The organism is Halosolutus gelatinilyticus, assembly GCF_023028105.1.
GTDB lineage: Archaea > Halobacteriota > Halobacteria > Halobacteriales > Natrialbaceae > Halosolutus > Halosolutus gelatinilyticus.
On record NZ_CP095491.1, the window covers coordinates 367,887 to 386,526 of the forward strand.

General features: G+C 67.2%; 13 protein-coding genes. 5 read left to right on the forward strand and 8 right to left on the reverse strand.

Going from position 1 to position 18,640, the window contains the following annotated elements; genetic code table 11:
• Positions 1 to 70: 70 nt before the first annotated feature.
• Complete coding sequence (locus MUH00_RS01915) at positions 71 to 925, forward strand: phosphatase PAP2 family protein (RefSeq protein ID WP_247002087.1); 855 nt, start codon at positions 71 to 73, stop codon at positions 923 to 925.
• Between the two features lie 174 nt (positions 926 to 1,099).
• On the opposite strand, the gene MUH00_RS01920 is transcribed toward MUH00_RS01915, so the two are convergent.
• The gene (locus MUH00_RS01920; RefSeq protein WP_247002088.1) at positions 1,100 to 1,297 is read right to left on the reverse strand and encodes a hypothetical protein; all 198 of its coding nucleotides are present in this window, start codon (positions 1,295 to 1,297) and stop codon (positions 1,100 to 1,102) included.
• 214 nt (positions 1,298 to 1,511) lie between these two features.
• On the opposite strand from MUH00_RS01920, the gene MUH00_RS01925 reads away from it, so the two are divergent.
• Positions 1,512 to 2,654: an NAD-binding protein gene (locus tag MUH00_RS01925; protein ID WP_247002089.1), complete on the forward strand. Its 1,143-nt coding sequence runs from the start codon at positions 1,512 to 1,514 to the stop codon at positions 2,652 to 2,654.
• On the opposite strand, the gene MUH00_RS01930 is transcribed toward MUH00_RS01925, so the two are convergent.
• The 4 genes from MUH00_RS01930 to MUH00_RS01945 form a co-directional block, all read right to left on the reverse strand.
• Positions 2,618 to 3,679 carry an AIR synthase family protein gene (locus tag MUH00_RS01930; protein ID WP_247002090.1) on the reverse strand — a complete coding sequence of 354 codons (1,062 nt, stop codon included), beginning with the start codon at positions 3,677 to 3,679 and terminating at the stop codon, positions 2,618 to 2,620. The genes MUH00_RS01925 and MUH00_RS01930 overlap by 37 nt on opposite strands.
• A 74-nt stretch (positions 3,680 to 3,753) precedes the next feature.
• On the reverse strand, positions 3,754 to 4,758 hold the full coding sequence (locus tag MUH00_RS01935) for a TIGR04024 family LLM class F420-dependent oxidoreductase (RefSeq protein ID WP_247002091.1): 1,005 nt from the start codon (positions 4,756 to 4,758) through the stop codon (positions 3,754 to 3,756).
• Between the two features lie 151 nt (positions 4,759 to 4,909).
• On the reverse strand, positions 4,910 to 8,137 hold the full coding sequence (locus MUH00_RS01940) for a PAS domain S-box protein (RefSeq protein WP_247002092.1): 3,228 nt from the start codon (positions 8,135 to 8,137) through the stop codon (positions 4,910 to 4,912).
• Between the two features lie 191 nt (positions 8,138 to 8,328).
• Positions 8,329 to 9,105, reverse strand: coding sequence for an SDR family NAD(P)-dependent oxidoreductase (locus MUH00_RS01945; protein ID WP_247002093.1), 777 nt, complete (start codon positions 9,103 to 9,105; stop codon positions 8,329 to 8,331).
• Between the two features lie 174 nt (positions 9,106 to 9,279).
• On the opposite strand from MUH00_RS01945, the gene MUH00_RS01950 reads away from it, so the two are divergent.
• Positions 9,280 to 10,476, forward strand: coding sequence for a lactate 2-monooxygenase (locus MUH00_RS01950; RefSeq protein ID WP_247002094.1), 1,197 nt, complete (start codon positions 9,280 to 9,282; stop codon positions 10,474 to 10,476).
• Positions 10,473 to 11,300, forward strand: a complete 828-nt coding sequence (locus MUH00_RS01955; RefSeq protein WP_247002095.1) for an HAD family hydrolase — start codon at positions 10,473 to 10,475, stop codon at positions 11,298 to 11,300. Before MUH00_RS01950 ends, MUH00_RS01955 begins: the two co-directional genes overlap by 4 nt.
• A 71-nt stretch (positions 11,301 to 11,371) precedes the next feature.
• Here the strand turns inward: MUH00_RS01955 and MUH00_RS01960 are convergent, their stop codons facing one another.
• The 3 genes from MUH00_RS01960 to MUH00_RS01970 all read right to left on the reverse strand — a co-directional run bounded on the left by MUH00_RS01960 (position 11,372) and on the right by MUH00_RS01970 (position 16,180).
• A complete protein-coding gene (locus tag MUH00_RS01960; RefSeq protein WP_247002096.1) occupies positions 11,372 to 12,130 on the reverse strand; it encodes a TrmB family transcriptional regulator in 759 nt (252 codons plus the stop codon).
• Complete coding sequence (locus tag MUH00_RS01965) at positions 12,127 to 15,231, reverse strand: efflux RND transporter permease subunit (RefSeq protein ID WP_247002097.1); 3,105 nt, start codon at positions 15,229 to 15,231, stop codon at positions 12,127 to 12,129. The genes MUH00_RS01960 and MUH00_RS01965 overlap by 4 nt, the downstream gene beginning before the upstream one ends.
• A gap of 214 nt (positions 15,232 to 15,445) precedes the next feature.
• On the reverse strand, positions 15,446 to 16,180 hold the full coding sequence (locus MUH00_RS01970; protein WP_247002098.1) for an MBL fold metallo-hydrolase: 735 nt from the start codon (positions 16,178 to 16,180) through the stop codon (positions 15,446 to 15,448).
• 288 nt (positions 16,181 to 16,468) lie between these two features.
• Here MUH00_RS01970 and rqcH point away from each other — a divergent pair, with 288 nt between their 5' ends.
• Positions 16,469 to 18,631, forward strand: a complete 2,163-nt coding sequence (gene rqcH / locus MUH00_RS01975; RefSeq protein ID WP_247002099.1) for a ribosome rescue protein RqcH — start codon at positions 16,469 to 16,471, stop codon at positions 18,629 to 18,631.
• Positions 18,632 to 18,640 lie beyond the last annotated feature (9 nt).

Below are 18,640 nucleotides of genomic sequence, written 5' to 3' on the forward strand. Positions count from 1 at the left end.
ACCGCCTTCGGGACGTGATCTTGTGCCCGATCGATACGTTTTCATCGCGACCGGATCATCGGTTTCACAGATGCGGTTCGAATCGGAAAGCGCCGGGATCTGGGAGGCGTTCCCCGACGCGTACGCCGGCGTCGCGGCGGTCGTCACGGAGTTCGGCGGGCCGACGGCGCTGATGTTCGTCCTCGCGCTGCTGTACTGGTTGACGCGACGGCGGGAGACGGCGCTCGTGATCAGTTATGCAGTCGCCGGGGTGAGTTTCATCCTGCTGCTCAAGCTAGTGATCGGGCTGCCGCGACCGCCCGAGGAGGTCTTTCTGGTCCCGAACGACGACGATCCGTACGGCTTCCCGAGCGGCCACGCGTTCGCCGCGACACTCGTCTACGGCGGCCTGTTGCTCACCTTCGATCGGTACCGCGACCCGCTCGCCATCGGCGCGGCGACGAGCGCGGTCGTCCTCGTCTCGCTCTCGCGGGTCGTCCTCGGCGTCCACTACCTCGGCGACGTGATCGCCGGCGCGATCGTCGGCCTCGCCTTTCTCGTCGCCGTTCACGCGATCGTCGCCGGCGATCCGCGCCGCGGATTCGCGCTCGGCGGAGCCATCGCCGTCCCGGCGGTCCTCGTCACGGGCGGCGAATCCGACGTGCTGATCGCCCTCGGCGGCAGCGTCGGCGGATTGCTGGCGTCGACCCGGCTCGGCTCACTTCCCGACCTCCGGTCGCGCCTGGAAGGCGCGCTCCTCGTGGTCGTCGGGATCGGCGCGATCGTCGTCGGGGTCGTCCTCGAATCCCTCGCCGCGGCGATCGCGTCGACCCTCGTCGCGGCGATCGCCCTCACGGCAGTCAACGCCGGCCTCTTCGTCGCGATTTTGCTGGCCCCTGCCGTGGTCGGTCGAGTTTCGATCGGATCAGCGTCGGTAGCGCGGTGAATATCACGAACGGCAGCGCGCCCGCGACCGTCGAAAAGCGCCTCATACGCGCCGAAGCCGACGTCTCGGACGCGATCGGTCCCTGCAGCGACGTCCTCGCGGTTCCCGACGCGCCGAGCACGCTACTCGTCGACGGCCGATCCCCGGACGGATTCGACGGATCGGCGCCGGACGTTACGCCGAGGAGTAGTCCACTTTCCCCTCGTCCTCGCTCGTCCGGATCCAGTAGATCCGGGCGTACGGCAGGTGGATGTACCCCTCGCCTTCGAGGTTGACCCGGATTCCCTGAACCTTCCCAGAGTCGGTGATGTTGTCGGCGTCGACCGATTCCTCGGCCGTGCCGTCCGGCGCCTCGTACGCGATGGTCGCCATACAACTACCTCTCGGCCCACGTCAATAAGTGACGTCCACGCGAATTCGGGCCGCTCAGTCGATCTGCTCTCCCGCCTGCTTCCGATCGTCCGCGTCCGATTGCCCCTGATCGTCCGCGTCGCGATCGGATCGACGCGTCGGCGGCCGGAATCGGCGGCGTTCGGGTCGTGCGATCCCGGCGAGGATTTACCGCCGTCGGCGTGGTTGAACCGCTATGCTCGAACGACTCCGAACGCGCGGGGGTCGCGTCGCCATCTGGATCGTCGTCACCGTCGCGCTCACGTCGATCGTGACCAGCCTCGTGGCGATCGTGACCGGGCCGACGATCAGGGCGACCGGCACGCTCGGCACCGTTCAGTCGATCGCCGAGTTCAGCGGCGCGGTCATCGGGTTCGTCCTGCTGGTCGCCGCCTGGGGGATGCGACGGGGCTACCGGCTGGCCTATGTCGCGGCGGCGGGCCTCGTCGTCCTCGCGGCCGGACACGGCGTCGTTCAGTTCCGGCTGCAGTCGGTTCCGCTCGTCGTCATCGGGAGCGGCGGCTTCGTCGTCCTGTTGCTGACGAGCGACCAGTTCACCCGATCGAGTTCGCTGAGCGGGGCCCAACTCGGAAGCCTGGTGTCGTTCGTGGGCGTGCTCTGTTACGGGACGGTCGGCGCGTACGCCCTCCGCGACGAGTTCGCCGAACTGCAGACCGTCGTCGACGCGATCTACTTCACGCTCGTAACCGCGAGCACGGTCGGCTACGGCGACGTCCACCCCACCGGATACGCGGCGCGGCTGTTCGCCATCTCGCTGGTCCTGCTCGGTCCGGCGACCGTCGCCGTCGTGGTCGGCAGTCTGCTCGGGCCGGCGGTCGAACGCTACTTCACCCGCGTCGAGCAACGGGCGAAGGTCAACCTCGACTCCGAACACCCGAGAACGGTCGTCGTCCTCGGCTACGACGAGACGGCCGCCCCGATCGTCGCGGAACTCGCGCGCCGAAACGCGACCGTCCGGGTCGTGACGACCGACGCGGACGCGGTCCCGACCGACGACCTCGACGTCGACGTGCTCGCCGGCGATCCCACCGAGGATCGGACGCTCGATCGGGCGGGACTCGACGACGCCGAGTTGGTGCTCGCCGCGACGGCTGACGCCGCCAAAAACAGCTACGCGGTGATCTCGGCCCGGGAACGGACGGACGCCCGCATCGTCGCGTTCTCCGACCCGGGACGGGAGAACGCGCTCGAACGCGCCGGTGCCGACGCCGCCCTCGCGCCGGAGGACCTCGTCGTTCAGGCGACGATCGGAGCCGCGATCGGGACCGCGGAGCCCGACGCTCAGTCGGCCGCGTCGGCGGCCTCCCACAGCGGGTAGAGGTCGTCCTCGATCGCGTCGGTGAGCAGTTCGCGCCCGAGGACGAGGCCGGCCGCCGATTCGCGCGCTTCGTCCTCGTCGGCCGCTCCGCTCTCTTCGCTCTCTCCGCTCCCGTCGCCCTCGTCATCCACGCCGGCCGGCTCGACGCGTCCGATGTCGGCGGCGTCGATTTCCGCGTCCGATAGCGCGTCGAGGACGTCGCTCACGTCCGCCTGCGGGACGGTCGCGAGCAGCGCTCCGGAGCCGAAGATCCGCAGCGGATCGACGCCCGCCGCGTCGCAGAGGGCGGCCGTCTCATCGCGGACCGGCACCGCGTCCCGCTCCACCTCGATGCGAACCGCCGAGGCTCGCGCGAGTTCGAGCAGGCCGGCCGCGACACCGCCCTCCGTCGGGTCGTGCATCGCGGTCGCGTACTCGCGGACGATACGGGCGTCGGGGACGACGCTGAGCTCCTCGAGGAACGCCTGGGCGCGCTCGCGAATCTCCGGATCGACGCCGAGGTCGTCGCCGAAGTCGGCCGCGAGGATCGCCGTTCCCTCGACGCCTGCCGCCTTCGTGAGGACGACCCGATCGCCGGGTTCGGCGCCGCCGGTCGGAAGGAACGCGTCGGTCGCCCCCATCGCGGTCAGCGAGAGCAGCGGCCGATCGAGCTGGTCGACGTACTCCGTGTGGCCGCCGACGATCGCGGCTCCGACGTCGCGGGCGGCCGCGTGGAGGTCCGACGTGATCGCCTCGAGCGGGGCGTCCTCGTCGGGGAGCAACGCGACGACCGTGAGCCAGCGCGGGTCGGCTCCCGACGCGGCGACGTCGTTGCAGGCGATCGCGACGCCGAGCGTTCCCACGTCCGCGGCGGCCAGCGAGATCGGATCGGAGCTGACGACGAGCGTGTCCGCGCCGGGCCAGTCGATCGCGGCGGCGTCCTCGCCGTACGCGGCCCCCTGCACCACCGTCTCGTCGGCCGCGGCCGTCCCCGTCCGATCGAACACGTGCGCGAGCAGTTCGTCCGGGCCAACTTTGCCGGGCATACCACGAACTGGGACGATGCTGGGCTTGTAGCTGTCGGAGAAGGGATGGCGGTAACACTCGAAACGAAGACCGCTCAGTCCGCGTTCGGGGCCACCGCGTCCATCGTCTCGACGATCTCGTTCTCGTCGGCGCCGCGGGGGAAGCCGACCGCGACCGCGTCCACTCCATCGATCGCTTCGAACCGTTCCAGTCGATCGCGGACGGCTCCGGGATGCCCCGCGGCGGCGAGGTCGTCGAGGATGTCGTCGGAGAGGAGCCCGAGCGCGCGCTCGCGATCGCCGTCCTGCCAGGCGTCGTGGATCTCGTCGGCGACGTCGTACCCCTGCCGGACGAGCGCGTCGCGGTAGAACGTCCCCATGCCGCCGACGTAGAAGGCGGCGTGTTGGCGGACGAGGTCGCGAGCGCGCTCTGCATCGCCGAGGGCGCAGCAGGTGACGCCGACGGTGACGGAGACGTCCTCGGGGTCGCGATCGCCCAGTTCCGCGCCGCGTTCGACGTCCGCGATTCGGTCCTCGACGCCCTCGGGCGCGAGCATGATGCCGTGCCAGCCGTCGGCGAAGCGGCCGGCGAGTTCGACCGCCTTCGGACCCATACCGGTGACTTCGATCGGGGGCGCGGGGTCGGGCGGCTCGCAGCGGAGTCGGAACCCGGAGAGCGAGAAGTCCTCGCCGTCGTACTCGACCCGCTCACCCGAAAGGACCTGTCGAACGATTTCGACGGTTTCTCGGGTCCGTCTGAGCGGGTTTCCGTAGGCCATCCCGTGCCAGTTCTCGATCACGACCGGGCCGCTCGGGCCGACTCCGAGTCGAAATCGCCCGTCTGATACTTCCTGAAGCGTCGCGGCCGTCTGGCCGAGCAGCGCGGGCGATCGGGAGTAGGTGTTGAGGATGCTCGATCCGACGTCGATCTCCTCGGTCCGCTCGGCGATCGCCGTCAGGACGGTCACGGCGTCGCGACCCCACGTCTCGGGGAGCCACGCGCAGTCGTAGCCGCCGGCCTCCGCGCGTCGGGCGTACTCGACGAGCGAGTCGACGGTCGGTTGTGCGGCGACCGGGAGGTGGACGTCCCTATCTGTCATCGTTGTTCACAGAGCAGTGCCGTCCATTTGGGTGTATTGGAACCGGCGGTCGAAGCGTCGCGGGGCCGCCCGATCGGGGTCGGTTTCTCCACCGAACTGCGGGTGAGGACGCGCTCGAATCCCGATTCCGAACCGCGGGTGCCCGGTTCGATCACTCGCCGCGATCGCCGGCTGTCGGCAGCGTAAACGAGAACGTCGTTCCCTCGCCGCGTTCGGAGTCGACCCGAATCTCGCCGCCGTGGCGCTCGACGATCCGCTGACAGAGCGCGAGACCGATACCCGTTCCGTCGTGTTCCTTCCGGCTGTGGAGGCGCTGGAACACCTCGAAGACCCGTTCCGTGTCCTCGGAATCGATACCGATCCCCTCGTCGCGGACCGACACCTCCCACATCGATCCCGCCCGCTCGGCCGCGACGTGAACGCGAGGCGGTTCGTCGCCGCTGTATTCGATCGCGTTGTCGAGGAGGTTCTGGAACACCTGCCGCAACTGGCTGGGGTCGCCCACGACTCGCGGGAGCGGACCTACCGCGATCTCGGCGTCGCTCTCCGCGATCTGGATCGTGAGGTCGTCCAGCACGTCGGTGAGGACGGGATCCAGATCGACGGGCTCGAACGGATCGCCCTGCGTTTCGATGCGGGAGTACTCGAGGAGGCCGTCGATCATCTCGCGCATCCGATCGGCGCCGTCGACGGCGAACTCGATGAACTCCCGGCCGTCGTCGTCCAGGGCGTCCTCGTACCGGCGCTCGATCAACTGCAGGTAGCTCGTGACCATCCGCAGCGGCTCCTGGAGGTCGTGACTGGCGGCGTAGGCGAACTGCTCTAACCGCTCGTTGGACTCCTCGAGTTTCCGCTCGTACCCCCGGCGCTCCGTGATGTCCTGTGACATGCCCAGCGCGGCGAAGACGTCGCCGTCGTCGTCGTGAATCGGAACGAACTGAAACTGGTACACCTGCCCGTCGAGGTCGAGTTCGAACGAGTCGGACTCGCCCTCAAGCGCGGCCTCGTAGCGCGGGACGAGTTCGGCGGCCAGCGGCGGTGTGAGCACTTCTTCGACTAACGTCCCGTTTTGCGAGCCGGTCGTAACGTCGGCCGCATTGAGCGGCGTGCCGCCGATGGTCTGGTACCGGAGTTCGTCGTCGACCAGCGCGACGGCGCCGTTCGGGAAGTGTTCGACGAGCGTCCGGTACCGACGTTCCGACTCCTTCAGTTCTCTCTCGAGGCGTTTCCGCTCCGTGACGTCGGTGATGATCCCCTCCAGGCTGATGAGGGCGTCGTCGTCGAAGATTCCGCGCCCGTAAGACCGGACCCAGCGGCGGTCTCCGCACGCGGTCTCGATGCGGTAGGTCACGGAGAACGGCTCCCGGTCGTCGACCGTTCGCTGGATTGCCTCCCAGACGTCGTCGCGATCCGCCTCGACGATGACGTCGTCTCCGAACGATATGTCGCCTCGCTCGAGCGCCTCGGGTTCGTAGCCAGTGATCTCGCGGCAGGCGTCGCTCACGAACTCCATCGGCCACCCCCGTTCGTTGCGACAGCGATAGACCATCCCAGGGACGTTGTCCATTAGCGTCGAGAGCTGGCGCTCCCGCTCCGCGAGTTCGTGCTCGCGACGCTTGCGTTCGGTGACGTCCCGGAAGTAGACCGAGAGGCCGGTCTCCGACGGATAGGCGTGGATTTCGAACCACGCGTCCAGCGGCTCCGGATAGTAGAACTCGAACGACGCCGGCTCCTGTGTCTCCATCGCTCGCTCGTACTCCTCGCGGAGTCGCGTGTCGGCGGTCCAGTCGAAGACCTCCCAGACGCGTTCCCCGACCAGTCCCCGGTTCTGGAAGTCGAGCAGCTCCTCGGCGCGCTCGTTGACGTGCGTGAACTGCCAGTCGTTGTCGAGCGCGTAGAAGGCGTCGGTGATCCGCCCGAAGATCTCGCTCAGCTCGGTCTCGAGTTCCGCCTTTCGCTGCTCGAGCTGGCGTTCGCGATCCTTGAGTTCGGTGATGTCCTCGCCGGCCACGACGATCCGCTCGACCTCGCCGTCGGAGCCGAACAACGGTACCGCGTTCACGTGAAACTGGATCCGATCGCCGTCCGGCGGATCGATGATCAGCTCCTCGTTTCGCACCGCGCCACCGGTCGCTGCGACTCGCGCCGACGGCGTGTCGCTCGGGTCGAGCGGATTTCCGTCCGCGTCGTAGACGTCCCACTCGTCGGCGTCGTCGGGTTCGTCGATGAGCTCCCGTTCGGAGAGTCCCAGGGCGTCTTGCGCTCGCCGGTTCGCCATCACCGTGTCCCCGTCGGCGTTCTGGACGGCGATCGCGATCGGCGCCGTTCGCAACAGCTTCTCGGTCTGTTCGGACTCGCGGCGGAGCTGACGCTCGCGTTCTTTCTGCTCGGTGATGTCGACGACGGAGAAGACGACGCGCCCGTCGCGCGAGGAGTCGGCGATCGGCGCCGCGTTGATCGAGAGCCACCGGCGGTCGAGATTCGGAACGTCGACCTGACACTGGTAGTCGGTCACGGCCGCCCCGGTCTCGGCGACGTGCATCCACGGTAACTCGTCGGTCGGAATCGGGTTGCCGTCGTCGTCGTAGACGTCCCACGATCCGAGATCGGAGTCGTCGAGCGCCGATTCGTCGACGCCGAGTCCGTCGAGCAGTTGCCGGTTGGTGCGGACGATTTCGCCGTCGGCCGTACTCACGAGAATACTGACCGGAACGGTCTCGAGGATCCGTTCGACGAGGTCTCGTTCTCGCCGCAGCCGCTGCTCGTGCTCGCGGCGTTCGGTCATGTCGCGGGTGACCTTCGTGAATCCCCGCAGCGATCCGTCGTCGGCGCGGATCGCGGTGATCGTGACGTTGGCCCAGAACCGAGAGCCGTCCCGACGGACTCGCCATCCCTCGTCTTCGACGCGTCCGTCCCTCGTCGCCGCCTTGAGGTTTCGATCGGGGACGCCGTCGTCGACGTCGGAATCGGTGTAGAACGTGGAGAAATGATCGCCGACGATATCGTCTGCGGCGTACCCCTTGATCCGTTTGGCGCCCTCGTTCCAGGAGACGATGCGACCGTCGGGATTGAGCATGAAAATCGCGTAGTCCTCGACCGCGTCGACGAGGGCGGTAAACTCCTTCCCGTCGGGCCGCCGGCCGGGCCGCTCCGTCTCGGACGGACGCCACCAGACGCGCGTCGTTTCGTCGACGTTCCTCGTCCGGATCGTTCCTCGTTCGGCGAGAATCTGTAGGGTCCGACGGACGGTCTCTTGTGGACACTCCAGTTCGTCGGCGACTTCGGCGGTCGTGACCGGTCTGGACGGCTCGTCTAACTGCGCGAAAAACCGCCGAACGTCCCCCCGAGAGATATCTGACGTCGAATCCGAGGATTCCATTAGGACAAGTGAGAACACGAGTCCGTAAACGCGTGTTGGTCAGTTCACGACGCTCCCTCGCTCACAAACCCGCCGCACGCGACTCCGCGATCGGTTCGGACGCGGCCGCGTCGAGCGCGGCGGGCGCCGATCGGGTTTCGATCGACGTCCCGCGACCCTCGAAGCGGTCGACCGAGCGGAAACGCGCGACGCTATACCTCGTGCGATTCCTCGACCCGAGGCACGCCCTGTGCGGTGATCGTTTCGCCGACGACGTACGACGACGCGGGGCTCGCGAGGAACTGCGCGAGGTCGGCGATCTCCTCGACCGTACCGATGCGACGCTCGACCTCGTCGCGCTGGATGTTGTCGGCCGAGACGCCCATTTGGCTCTCGACGCCAGGGGTCGCGACGAACCCGGGCGCGATGCAGTTGACTCGGACGTCGTCGCCGGCCCACTCGTAGGAGAGTGACTTCGTGAAGTTGACGACGGCGGCCTTCGACGCGCCGTAGTGGCTCATATACGGCGATCCCTGCTGGCCCGCGACGCTCGCGAGATTGACGACGGTCCCGCCGCCGTCCTTTAAGTGCTCCGCGGCGGCGTGGGTGCAGTGGTAGGTCCCGTGGACGTTGATATCGACGATCGTCTTCCAGCCGTTCTCCGAGATGTCGTCGAAGGAAGCCATGAACGAGGCGCCTGCGTTGTTCACCAGCACGTCGAGCCCGCCGAACTCCTCGACGGTCGCCTCGACGAACGCGTCAACGGCCTCGCGATCGGTCACGTCGCACTCGACCGCCAGCGCCCGACCCGGCCGATCGCTCGCTTCGATCTCCTCCGCGACGGGGTCGACGTTCTCCTGCTCGCGCGAGCAGATCGCGACGTCGACGCCGTCGGCGGCGAATCGTTCCGCGATCGCCTTCCCGATGCCGCTCGAGGCGCCGGTGACGATGGCGACGTCGCCGTCGACGCCGAACTGGTCGGTACTCACGCGCGCTCACCCGAACCGGGTGCAGTTATGGTTACCATTGTTAGATACAAAGTAACATATGCAGACAATGTTAATAAATGTGGGTGCGAAGCCGGCGTCCCGACGCCGTCGAGTGACCGTTGTCAGCGATACGCATACATTGGCGGCGTCCGAATCGCCGCTCACCGACACGCCATGACAGGAGACGCTCCCGAGTACGGACCGAATCGACAGGAGGAGGTGTACCGACGCGGCATGCTCGAAGGCGAGCCGCCCGAGTTCCCCGTCTCCTACGAGGATCTCGAGGACCGCGCCCGCGAGGAACTGACCGAGCGGGCGTTCGCCTACGTCGCCGGCGGCGCGGGTTCGGAGTCGACCGTCGACGCCAACGATCGGGCCTTCGACGAGTGGCGGATCGTCCCGCGGATCCTGCGGGACGTCTCCGATCGCGACCTCTCGGTCGACCTCTTCGGGCGCGAGGTTCCGGCTCCCGTGTTGCTCGCCCCGATCGGCGTCCAGTCGATCCTCCACGACGAGGCCGAACTGGCCGTCGCGCGAGCGAGTCGCGACCTCGACGTGCCGATGATCTGCAGTTCCGTCTCGTCGTACACGCTGGAGGAGATCGCGGACGAACTCGGCGACGGACCGAACTGGTTCCAGCTCTACTGGAGTTCCGATCGGGCGGTTGCGGCCAGCTTCCTCGAACGCGCGGAGGCCACGGGGTACGACGCGATCGTCGTCACGCTCGATACGCCGAAGATGGGCTGGCGCGAGCGCGACATCGAACTCGCCTACCTGCCCTTCCTCGAGGGGCAGGGCATCAAGAACTACTTCGAGGACGAGGCGTTCCTCGATCGGCTCGACACCGACGAGCCGTGGGCCGATCCCGAGGCCTCGCTCGAGTCGTTCATCGACTGCTTCGGCGACGCCTCGCTCACGTGGGACGACCTCGAGTTCCTTCGCGAGCACACCGATCTGCCGATCGTTCTCAAGGGCGTCCTCCACCCCGACGACGCCCGCGAGGCGATCGATCGCGGGATGGACGGCGTGGTCGTCTCGAATCACGGCGGCCGACAGGTCGACGGCGCGATCCCCGCGCTCGAGGCGCTACCCGAGGTCGTCGACGCGATCGGCGACGAGGCGACCGTGCTGTTCGACAGCGGCGTCCGCCGCGGCAGCGACGTGTTCCGGGCGGTTGCACTGGGCGCCGACGCGGTCCTGCTGGGTCGTCCGTACGCCTACGGACTCGGGATCGGCGGCGAAGACGGCGTCCGCGCGGTCCTCGAAAACCTGCTCGCCGACCTCGATCTGACCGTGGGTCTCTCGGGCCGTGCGAGCATCGACGAGATCGATCGATCGACGGTCCGGCGGGCCGGGAGCGACGATCGATGACCCGCGGCGACGACGATCGGACGAGCGACGACGACCGTGCCGGAGTCGGGACCCGCGGCACGGCCGGCGCGCGATCCGCCGACGAACGCGCCGGATCGGATCCGCGGCCACCCGACCCGCCGGCCGACCCCGACGAGTGGGAGGCCGTCTTCTGGGACATCGGCGGCGTCATCCTCGATCTCAAGTCCGTCCGGGCCGCCCACACGTCGTTCGTCGCCGACCTGCTGGAGCGGTACGACGTCGACCGCACCATCGAGGAGGCGATCGGCGCCTGGCGGACGACGGTCGGCGACTACTTTCGCGAGCGCGACGGCACGGAGTTCCGCGCCGCCCGCGAGGGCTACCACAGAGGGATCGAAGCGATCGTCGGCGAACCGCTGCCGGCGGCCGAGTGGCGGCCGCCGTTTCGCGAAGCCGTTCGGGACGCGATCGAGCCCGTCCCCGGCGCCGTCGAAACGATCGAGGAGCTCGCCGAGCGCGACCTCCACCTCGGCGTCATCAGCGACGTCGACGACGAGGAAGGAACGATGATGCTCGATCACTTCGGCGTCCGCGAGCGCTTCGACTCGATCACCACCTCCGAGGCGGTCGGGCGCACCAAGCCCGATCCGGCGATGTTCGAAACCGCGCTGGAGAAAGCCGGCGTCGCCCCCGAGCGATCCCTGATGATCGGCGATCGGTACGATCACGACGTGTGCGGCGCGGTCCAGGCGGGGATGCACGGCGTCGCGTTCGGCGCCGACGACGGCCCCGCAGTAGCCTATCGGATCGACTCGCCGGAAGAAGTGCTCGCGATCGTCGACGGGGAGCGACCCGTCGAATAGCCGTCAGTCGTCAGCCGCCGGCCGGCGGTTTCGATCGCGGTCCGCCGGCCGCCACGATTCTCGACTCCCCGTCACCACTCTCCCGGCGCCTTGTCGTTCGCTTCGATGAGCTGGATCAACACGGAGGCGAACAGCGACCCCGAACTCCAGATCGCGGTCTCGCTGCCGTCGTCGTCGACGACCGACAGCAGGATGGCGTCGTCGTCGACGATGAGGATCCGCCCCGATCGATCGTCGTCCCGCCGGTGGGCCGGCGGTCTGGCAACCTCGATCCCGTCGACCCCGCGAAACCGATCGCGGACCGCTTCGGTCCCGCTGAACGCGACGACGTCGACGCCCGTCTCGGCGCGGTCTTCGAGCGCGGCCGCGATCTCGTCGGTGAGCAGTTCGGGGAGACGGGTCCCGAAGATGAGGCGTCGATCGGCGTTGGAGACGATGTCGACGACGCGATCGTCGATGCGTTCGCGGCCTCGAATGGTCCAGATGGCCTCCTGGGTCTCCTCGGTTGCCGACTCCCGTTTGACGGTATCGACGTAGTCGAACGCTCGTTCCCGTTCGCGCTCGAACCGGCGCTCGAGCGTCTCCCGCGCCTCCTCGATACTGACCGGGCGATAGCGGATCGGACTCGACTGCTGGACCTCGAGTAAGCCGCGTTCTTCGAGGCTCTCGGCGACGCTGTACACCTGCGATCGAGGGACGTCGGCCACGCTGGCGACGTCGCGAGCGGTTCCGGAGCCGAGTCGGTGCAAGGCGATGAACACCTTGGCTTCGTAGCTGGTGAGTCCGAGCCGTTCGAACGCGTCTACGGCTTCGTTCTCGTCGTTCGTCACTCGTCGGTCCCTCCGGCGTCGTTCGTCGAGTCCGTTTCGCGTTCGGCGGGCGTGCCGCCGTCGCTCGCCGCCGCGGGGCTAGCCGCTCCTGGTGCGTCGAAGGACACGTCCGGACCGAAGTACCGCGTCCAGAGCACCAGCAGCGTCGGCAGGACCACGACGCTCGCGAGGAACGCGTAGGTGATCGTCAGTCCGGTGATGATACCGAACTGGCGGAGCGCGGGGAGGATCGCGAAGGCGAGCGTGCCGAAGCCGCCGACGGTCGTCGCCGCGCTGCCGAGCAGGGCGCCGCCGGTGCCGGTGACCGTCGTTCGCAGCGCCGACCAGACGTTCCCCTGGCGCTCGAGTTCGAGCATGTACCGGTCGCTGACGTGGATGCTGTAGGCGACCCCGAGCCCGATGGTGAGGCTCGTGATCATCCCCGTCAGCACGTTGAAGGGCATGTCGATCAGATACATCGTTCCCAGGATCCAGCTGACGGTGAACGCGACCGGCAGCAGGGTAACGGTTCCGAGCGTCGCGCTGTTGCCGGTCAGGTAGTACGCACCCGAGAGGAAGACGAACACGGCCACGAGCGTTATCAGCAGGCTCTCGAGGACGGTGTTCAGCAGGTCCTGTTCGACGATGTGGCTGACGACTGGATCGCCGGTGGCGATTGCGCTCCAGCGACCGTTGCCGTCCTCGATGTCGTCGGCGATCGCGCGCATCTCGTCGGTCGTGTCGCCGACGGCGGCGCCGCCCTCAATGCCGACGATCAATCGCGCCGCGTCGTACTCGCCGCCGTCGGTTCGATGGAGCACCTGGCTCGCGGCTTGCTCGTCGGCCTCGTACAGCTGGTCGTACAGCGCCGTGACGTTCTCGTCGGGGACGCCGTCGCCGTCGGTGTCGGCTGCCCGGAACGACTCGTTGAACGATTCGTTCTGCGCGGCGACCGATTCCATCGTCGACAGCGGGTCCTGGACGCTCGCCTCGCCGTCCGCCCTCGTGTAGACGACGTCGCTCTCCGCGGCGTCGTCGCGCGCCACGTCGATCGCCGCGAGCAACTCGGGATCGTCGACGCCGCCGCCGTCGGCTTCGACGAGAATCTGGGCCTGGCTGTCCTCGCGCTGGAAGTGCTGGTTGACGAACTCCAGATCGTCCTTGGCGTGGTACTCGCCGGGACTCATTCCGGCCGGCAGGTGCTCGGTCCACGCCGGCGGACTCTCCGCGAGGAAGTCTTCCTCCTGGAAGCTGGTGTCGACCTGGGACGCGCCGTAGACCCCGCCGGCCGAGAGGAGAAGGACGAGCACGAGGACGACCAGCGGCGCCTTTCGCGCGGCAATCGAACCGATCGTCAGGATCTCGCTGAAGCGGCCGCCGCCGGTCCCGAACGCGCGCTTGCGGCGGTCCAGGCCGCGCCCTTCAAGGAACTCGTCGATTTCGACCTTGAGCGCGGGGATCAGCGCGCCGAAGACGATCAGCGCGGCGACGATCCCGACGGAGCTGACGACCCCGAACTCCCGGATCGGGCCGATCGGGCTGACGAGGTTCGAGAGGAAGCCGATGACCGTCGTCGCCGTCACCCAGACGAGCGCGGCGCCGACGCCGGCCAGTGCGATCCGCATCGAGCCGCGGACGGTGCTGGACCGTCCTTCCGCCTCGCGCTGCTCGCGGTGGCGCATGAAGACGTGAATCGCGTAGTCGATCGAGAGCCCGATCAGTAGGACGGGCACCGCGACGAACATCTGGTTGAACGCGATGTCCGCCCAGCCCATGAAGCCGAACGTCCAGACGAGAACGGCCACGATGCCGACGACGCCTAGGACGATGTCGAGCAGGTCGCGGTAGGCGACCAGCAGGGCGACGACGACGAACAGCAGCGCGAGCGGACCGACGATGGCGAGACTGTCGCCCATCGATCGGTCGATCTCGTCGGTGATGATCCCGCCGCCGAAGACGATATAGTCTTCGTCCTGTGCGGTGGCGAGTTCGCGGATCTCGAGTTGGCTCTCGACGATTCGATCGTCGAGTCCGCCCATCTCCTCCATGCCGTCGCCGGTCTGAGTCGACTGGCTGATCGAGGTCATCCGCGTCTCGGCTTCGGTGCTGCCCGGATCGTACGACGAGGGCATCAGCGCGAGCGCGAAGTTCTCCTCGTCGTCGTTCGACGAGAGCGTCTGCTCGAGGAGTTGTTCGTACTCCTCGTCGTCGAGCTCTTCTATGGCCTCGATCTGCTCTTCGAGCGACGGTTGCTCGTCGTTTTCTTGGAGCGCCCGCCGATCCTCTTGGAGTTGCTGGGAGTCTTCTTCGAGTTGCTCGTACTCGTCCGCGAAGATGCCGACCGTGGCACCCTGACGGATCTGCGCTAAATTCTCGGTCAGCTCCTGATACTCGGGGTTCTCCTGGGGAGCGTCGGTCGCCTGTTCGATTTCCCACCGCTGCGATTCGATCTCGCGAGCCTGGCCGACTCGCTGCTCGTACTCGGCGGCCTGCTCGTCGTCCAGCTCGGCCGCGGCGATCGTCTCCTCGACGACGGCCTCGATCTCGGCCTCCGTCGCCGCGGCGGCTTCTTCGTCACCGGCGGCCGTCTGGTTCGCGTACTCCCGTTGGAGGGCCAGCGTCTCGTTGAATCCCTCCTCGAGCGTGGCCGTTCTGTTCTCGAGTTGGGCCCGCCGCTGCTCGAGTTCAGCGCCTCGTGATTCGAGTTCCGCCACCCGCTCGTTGGTGATCGCGGTGAACGCGACGATGTTCTCGACGCCGGTGATCGAGTCGTTTTCCGCCAGCGTCTCGTTGATCGACTCGTTGTTCCGGATCTTCTGTTGGAATTCCAACGAAGCGATCAGCGACTCCTGCGTGAGTACGTTGTCGCCGCGTGTGATCACCTGCACGCTGGTCGTGTTCCCCTCGCCTTCGGTCTCGAAGTAGCCCTCGTCCTCGTCAGTGCCTTGAATGCGCTCCAGAGCTTTCGCCTCCGCTGACTCGCTCTCGAACTGATCGAGCGACGAATCGTCGTCGATCATCGGCATGCCCGCGCCGACGAGCGCCGTCAGTAACAGGAGGACGACGATGACGATTCGAGAGTGCCCCGTGACCCCGTTTGCGATACGATCTGGAAGGCTCATCCGCTCACCTCTCCGAAATACACTATCTGAGTACAGGGAACCATTCTGTTGTTATGATCCTACAAACTACCGCTATATACCTGTTCGGATACGGACGCCCGCGTGTGGTTAATCACCAGGGATCGGCGCGGGGCGATTCGTCTATCGCCCGTACGTCCGTCTAGGCAGGCTATCGATCCGAGACGCGGCGAAACCTATCCGGAAGCGGTTTCGATCACTCGATCGAGACCGTCGTCAGGTCCTCGGCGAACCGCACGTCGCCGTCGTAGTGGGCGCCGATCGACTCGCGCATCTCCTCGCGGCGGCCGTCGGTGTGCGGATAGAGGTGAGTCAGGTAGACGCGTCCGATATCGCGGCCGGCGAGTTCCCTACCGAGGGCGTCGGGCGTCGGATGGTTCGAGACGTCGACGTCGTCCGGAAACGAGCAGTCGTGAGCCAGAATCGCGGAGCCGTCAGCGAAGTTCGCCAGTCCGGCGAACGCCTCGCTGTCGCCGCTGAAGGTGAACCGATCGTCGAAGCGGTAGGCGAGACAGGGCAGCGAGTGGCGGGTCTCGTAGGCCGAAACGTCGAAGTCCGCGATCGAGAACTCGCCGGGGACGACTTCCCGCACCTGCAGATCGATCTTCCCCTGCATGTACTCGTACACGGACAGCAGGTCGTCGAGCAGGGCCTTCGTTCCCTGCGGACCGAGGACTTCGAGGTGCTCCTCGCCGGCGAGCCAGCGGGCTTTCACCAGCGGCAACAGGTCGGCGACGTGGTCCAGATGATGGTGGGTCAGCAGGACCGTCGAGACGTTCTCGTAGCCGACGCCGGACTGCTGGAGCCGGTGGAGCACGCCCGACCCGCAGTCGATCAGCACCGATCGGCCGTCTTCCTGGACGAGGATCCCGGTCTGGAACCGCTCGCCGGTCGGCATCGCGCTGCCGGTTCCGAGAAAGGTAACGCGCATACAAACACGTCCGACGGCCCGACCGATAAGACTGACTTCTCGTCCCGTTCTCGCCCGTTCGGCCGTCCCCCTGTACCTGCGCTCGGAGGAACCCGCTATTTTGGATCCGCCACGAAAGCCGCTGGCTCGGCGAACCCGGACACAGCAAGGACCGCAGCAAGTTCTGGGAGTCGAACACGGCAGGGCTTTCGTGGCGGTCGTAATCGTTCTCACCGGGTTTTCGGACGATCCCGTCGGACCTCGAACGGGAGCGACACGCCTTTTTGACCGCGCCGGGGAGTGTGCGATATGGATCCGAAGCGGGAACTCACCAGCGTCGATCTCGCCGCCCTCGTTCGGGAACTCGGTGTCTACGAGGGTGCGAAGGTCGACAAGGCCTATCTCTACGGCGACGATCTCGTCCGCCTCAAAATGCGGGACTTCGATCGGGGCCGGGTCGAACTGCTCCTCGAAGTCGGCGAGGTCAAACGCGCCCACACGGTCGCCCCCGAGCGCGTCCCCGACGCCCCCGGACGGCCGCCGCAGTTCGCGATGATGCTCCGGAATCGGCTGTCGGGGGCGGACTTCGTCGGCGTCGAACAGTACGAGTTCGATCGCATCCTCGAGTTCGTGTTTGACCGCGAAGACGGCACGACGAGGATCATCGTCGAACTGTTCGGGCAGGGGAACGTCGCCGTCACGGACGGCGAGTACGAGGTGATCGACTCCCTCGAAACGGTTCGGCTCAAGTCCCGCACCGTCGCGCCCGGCTCGCGCTACGAGTTCCCGGAGTCACGGACGAACCCGCTGACGGTCTCCCGCGAGCAGTTCGATCGCGAGATGGACCAGTCCGATACGGACGTCGTTCGGACGCTCGCGACGCAGTTGAACTTCGGCGGCCTCTACGCCGAGGAACTGTGCACCCGCGCCGGCGTCGAGAAGACGATCGACATCGACGACGCCACCGACGACGACTACCGTCGCATCTACGAGGCGATCGAACGGCTCGCGCTCGACGTCCGCAACGGGAACTTCGATCCTCGAATCTACCGCGAACCCGCGGACGGCGACGAGAGCGACGGCGAGGGGAGCAGCGACGACGGCGAGGGAGAGGACGCGCGGGTCGTCGACGTCACACCGTTCCCGCTGGAGGAACGCGGGAAGATGATCGCCGACCCGGCCGACAGCTTCCTCGCCGCGCTGGACGACTACTTCTTCGAGTTCTCGCTCGAGGACGAGTCCGAGCCCGATCCGACCGAACAGAAGCCGGACTTCGAGGCCGAGATCGCGAAACACCGGCGGATCATCGAGCAACAGGAGGGCGCGATCGAGGGGTTCGAACAGCAGGCCGAGGCCCAGCGCGATCGGGCCGAACTGTTGTACGCGAACTACGGTCTCGTCGACGAGATTCTCTCGACGGTCCAGCAGGCCCGCGCGCAGGATCGGCCGTGGGACGAAATCGAGGAGCGCTTCGAGGAGGGCAAAGAGCGCGGCATCGAGGCTGCCGAGGCGGTCGTCGACGTCGACGGCAGCGAGGGGACCGTGACGGTCGAAATCGACGGCGAGCGGATCGACCTGTTCGCCCGCGACGGCGTCGAGCAGAACGCCGATCGGCTCTACAACGAAGCGAAACGGATCGAAGAGAAAAAAGAGGGCGCGCTCGCTGCGATCGAAGACACCCGCGAGGACTTAGAAGGGGCCAAGCGCCGCAAGGAGCAGTGGGAAGCCGAGGATGCGGCGGCCGACGCAGACGACGACGAAGACGAGAGCGACGATCGCGACTGGCTCTCGATGCCCTCCGTCCCGATCCGCGAGAACGAACCGTGGTACGATCGGTTCCGATGGTTCCACACCAGCGACGGCTACCTCGTGATCGGCGGGCGCAACGCCGACCAGAACGAGGAACTCGTCAAGAAGTACCTCGAACCCGGCGACAAGGTGCTCCACACGCAGGCCCACGGCGGCCCCGTCACGGTCCTCAAGGCGACGGATCCCAGCGAGGCCTCGTCGCACGACATCGAACTCCCCGAGTCGAGCGTCGAGGAGGCCGCCCAGTTCGCCGTCTCCTACGCGTCGGTCTGGAAGGACGGCCGCTACGCGGGCGACGTCTACGCCGTCGACTCGGACCAGGTCTCGAAGACCCCCGAGAGCGGCGAGTACCTGGAGAAGGGGGGCTTTGCGGTTCGGGGCGATCGAACCTACTACGACGACACGCCGGTCGGCGTCACGGTCGGCATCCAGTGCGAGCCGTGGACCCGCGTGATCGGCGGCCCGCCGTCGGCGATCGAGGGCCAGGCGGAGACGACGATCGCGGTCGAACCCGGCCGCTACGCCCAGGCCGACACGGCGAAGCGGATCTACCGGCGCTTCCGCGAGCGGTTCGAAGACGAGACGTTCGTCCGCAAGATCGCCAGCCCCGATCGAATTCAATACTTCCTGCCGCCGGGCGGAAGCCGGATCGCGGACGACTGATTCCGTCGC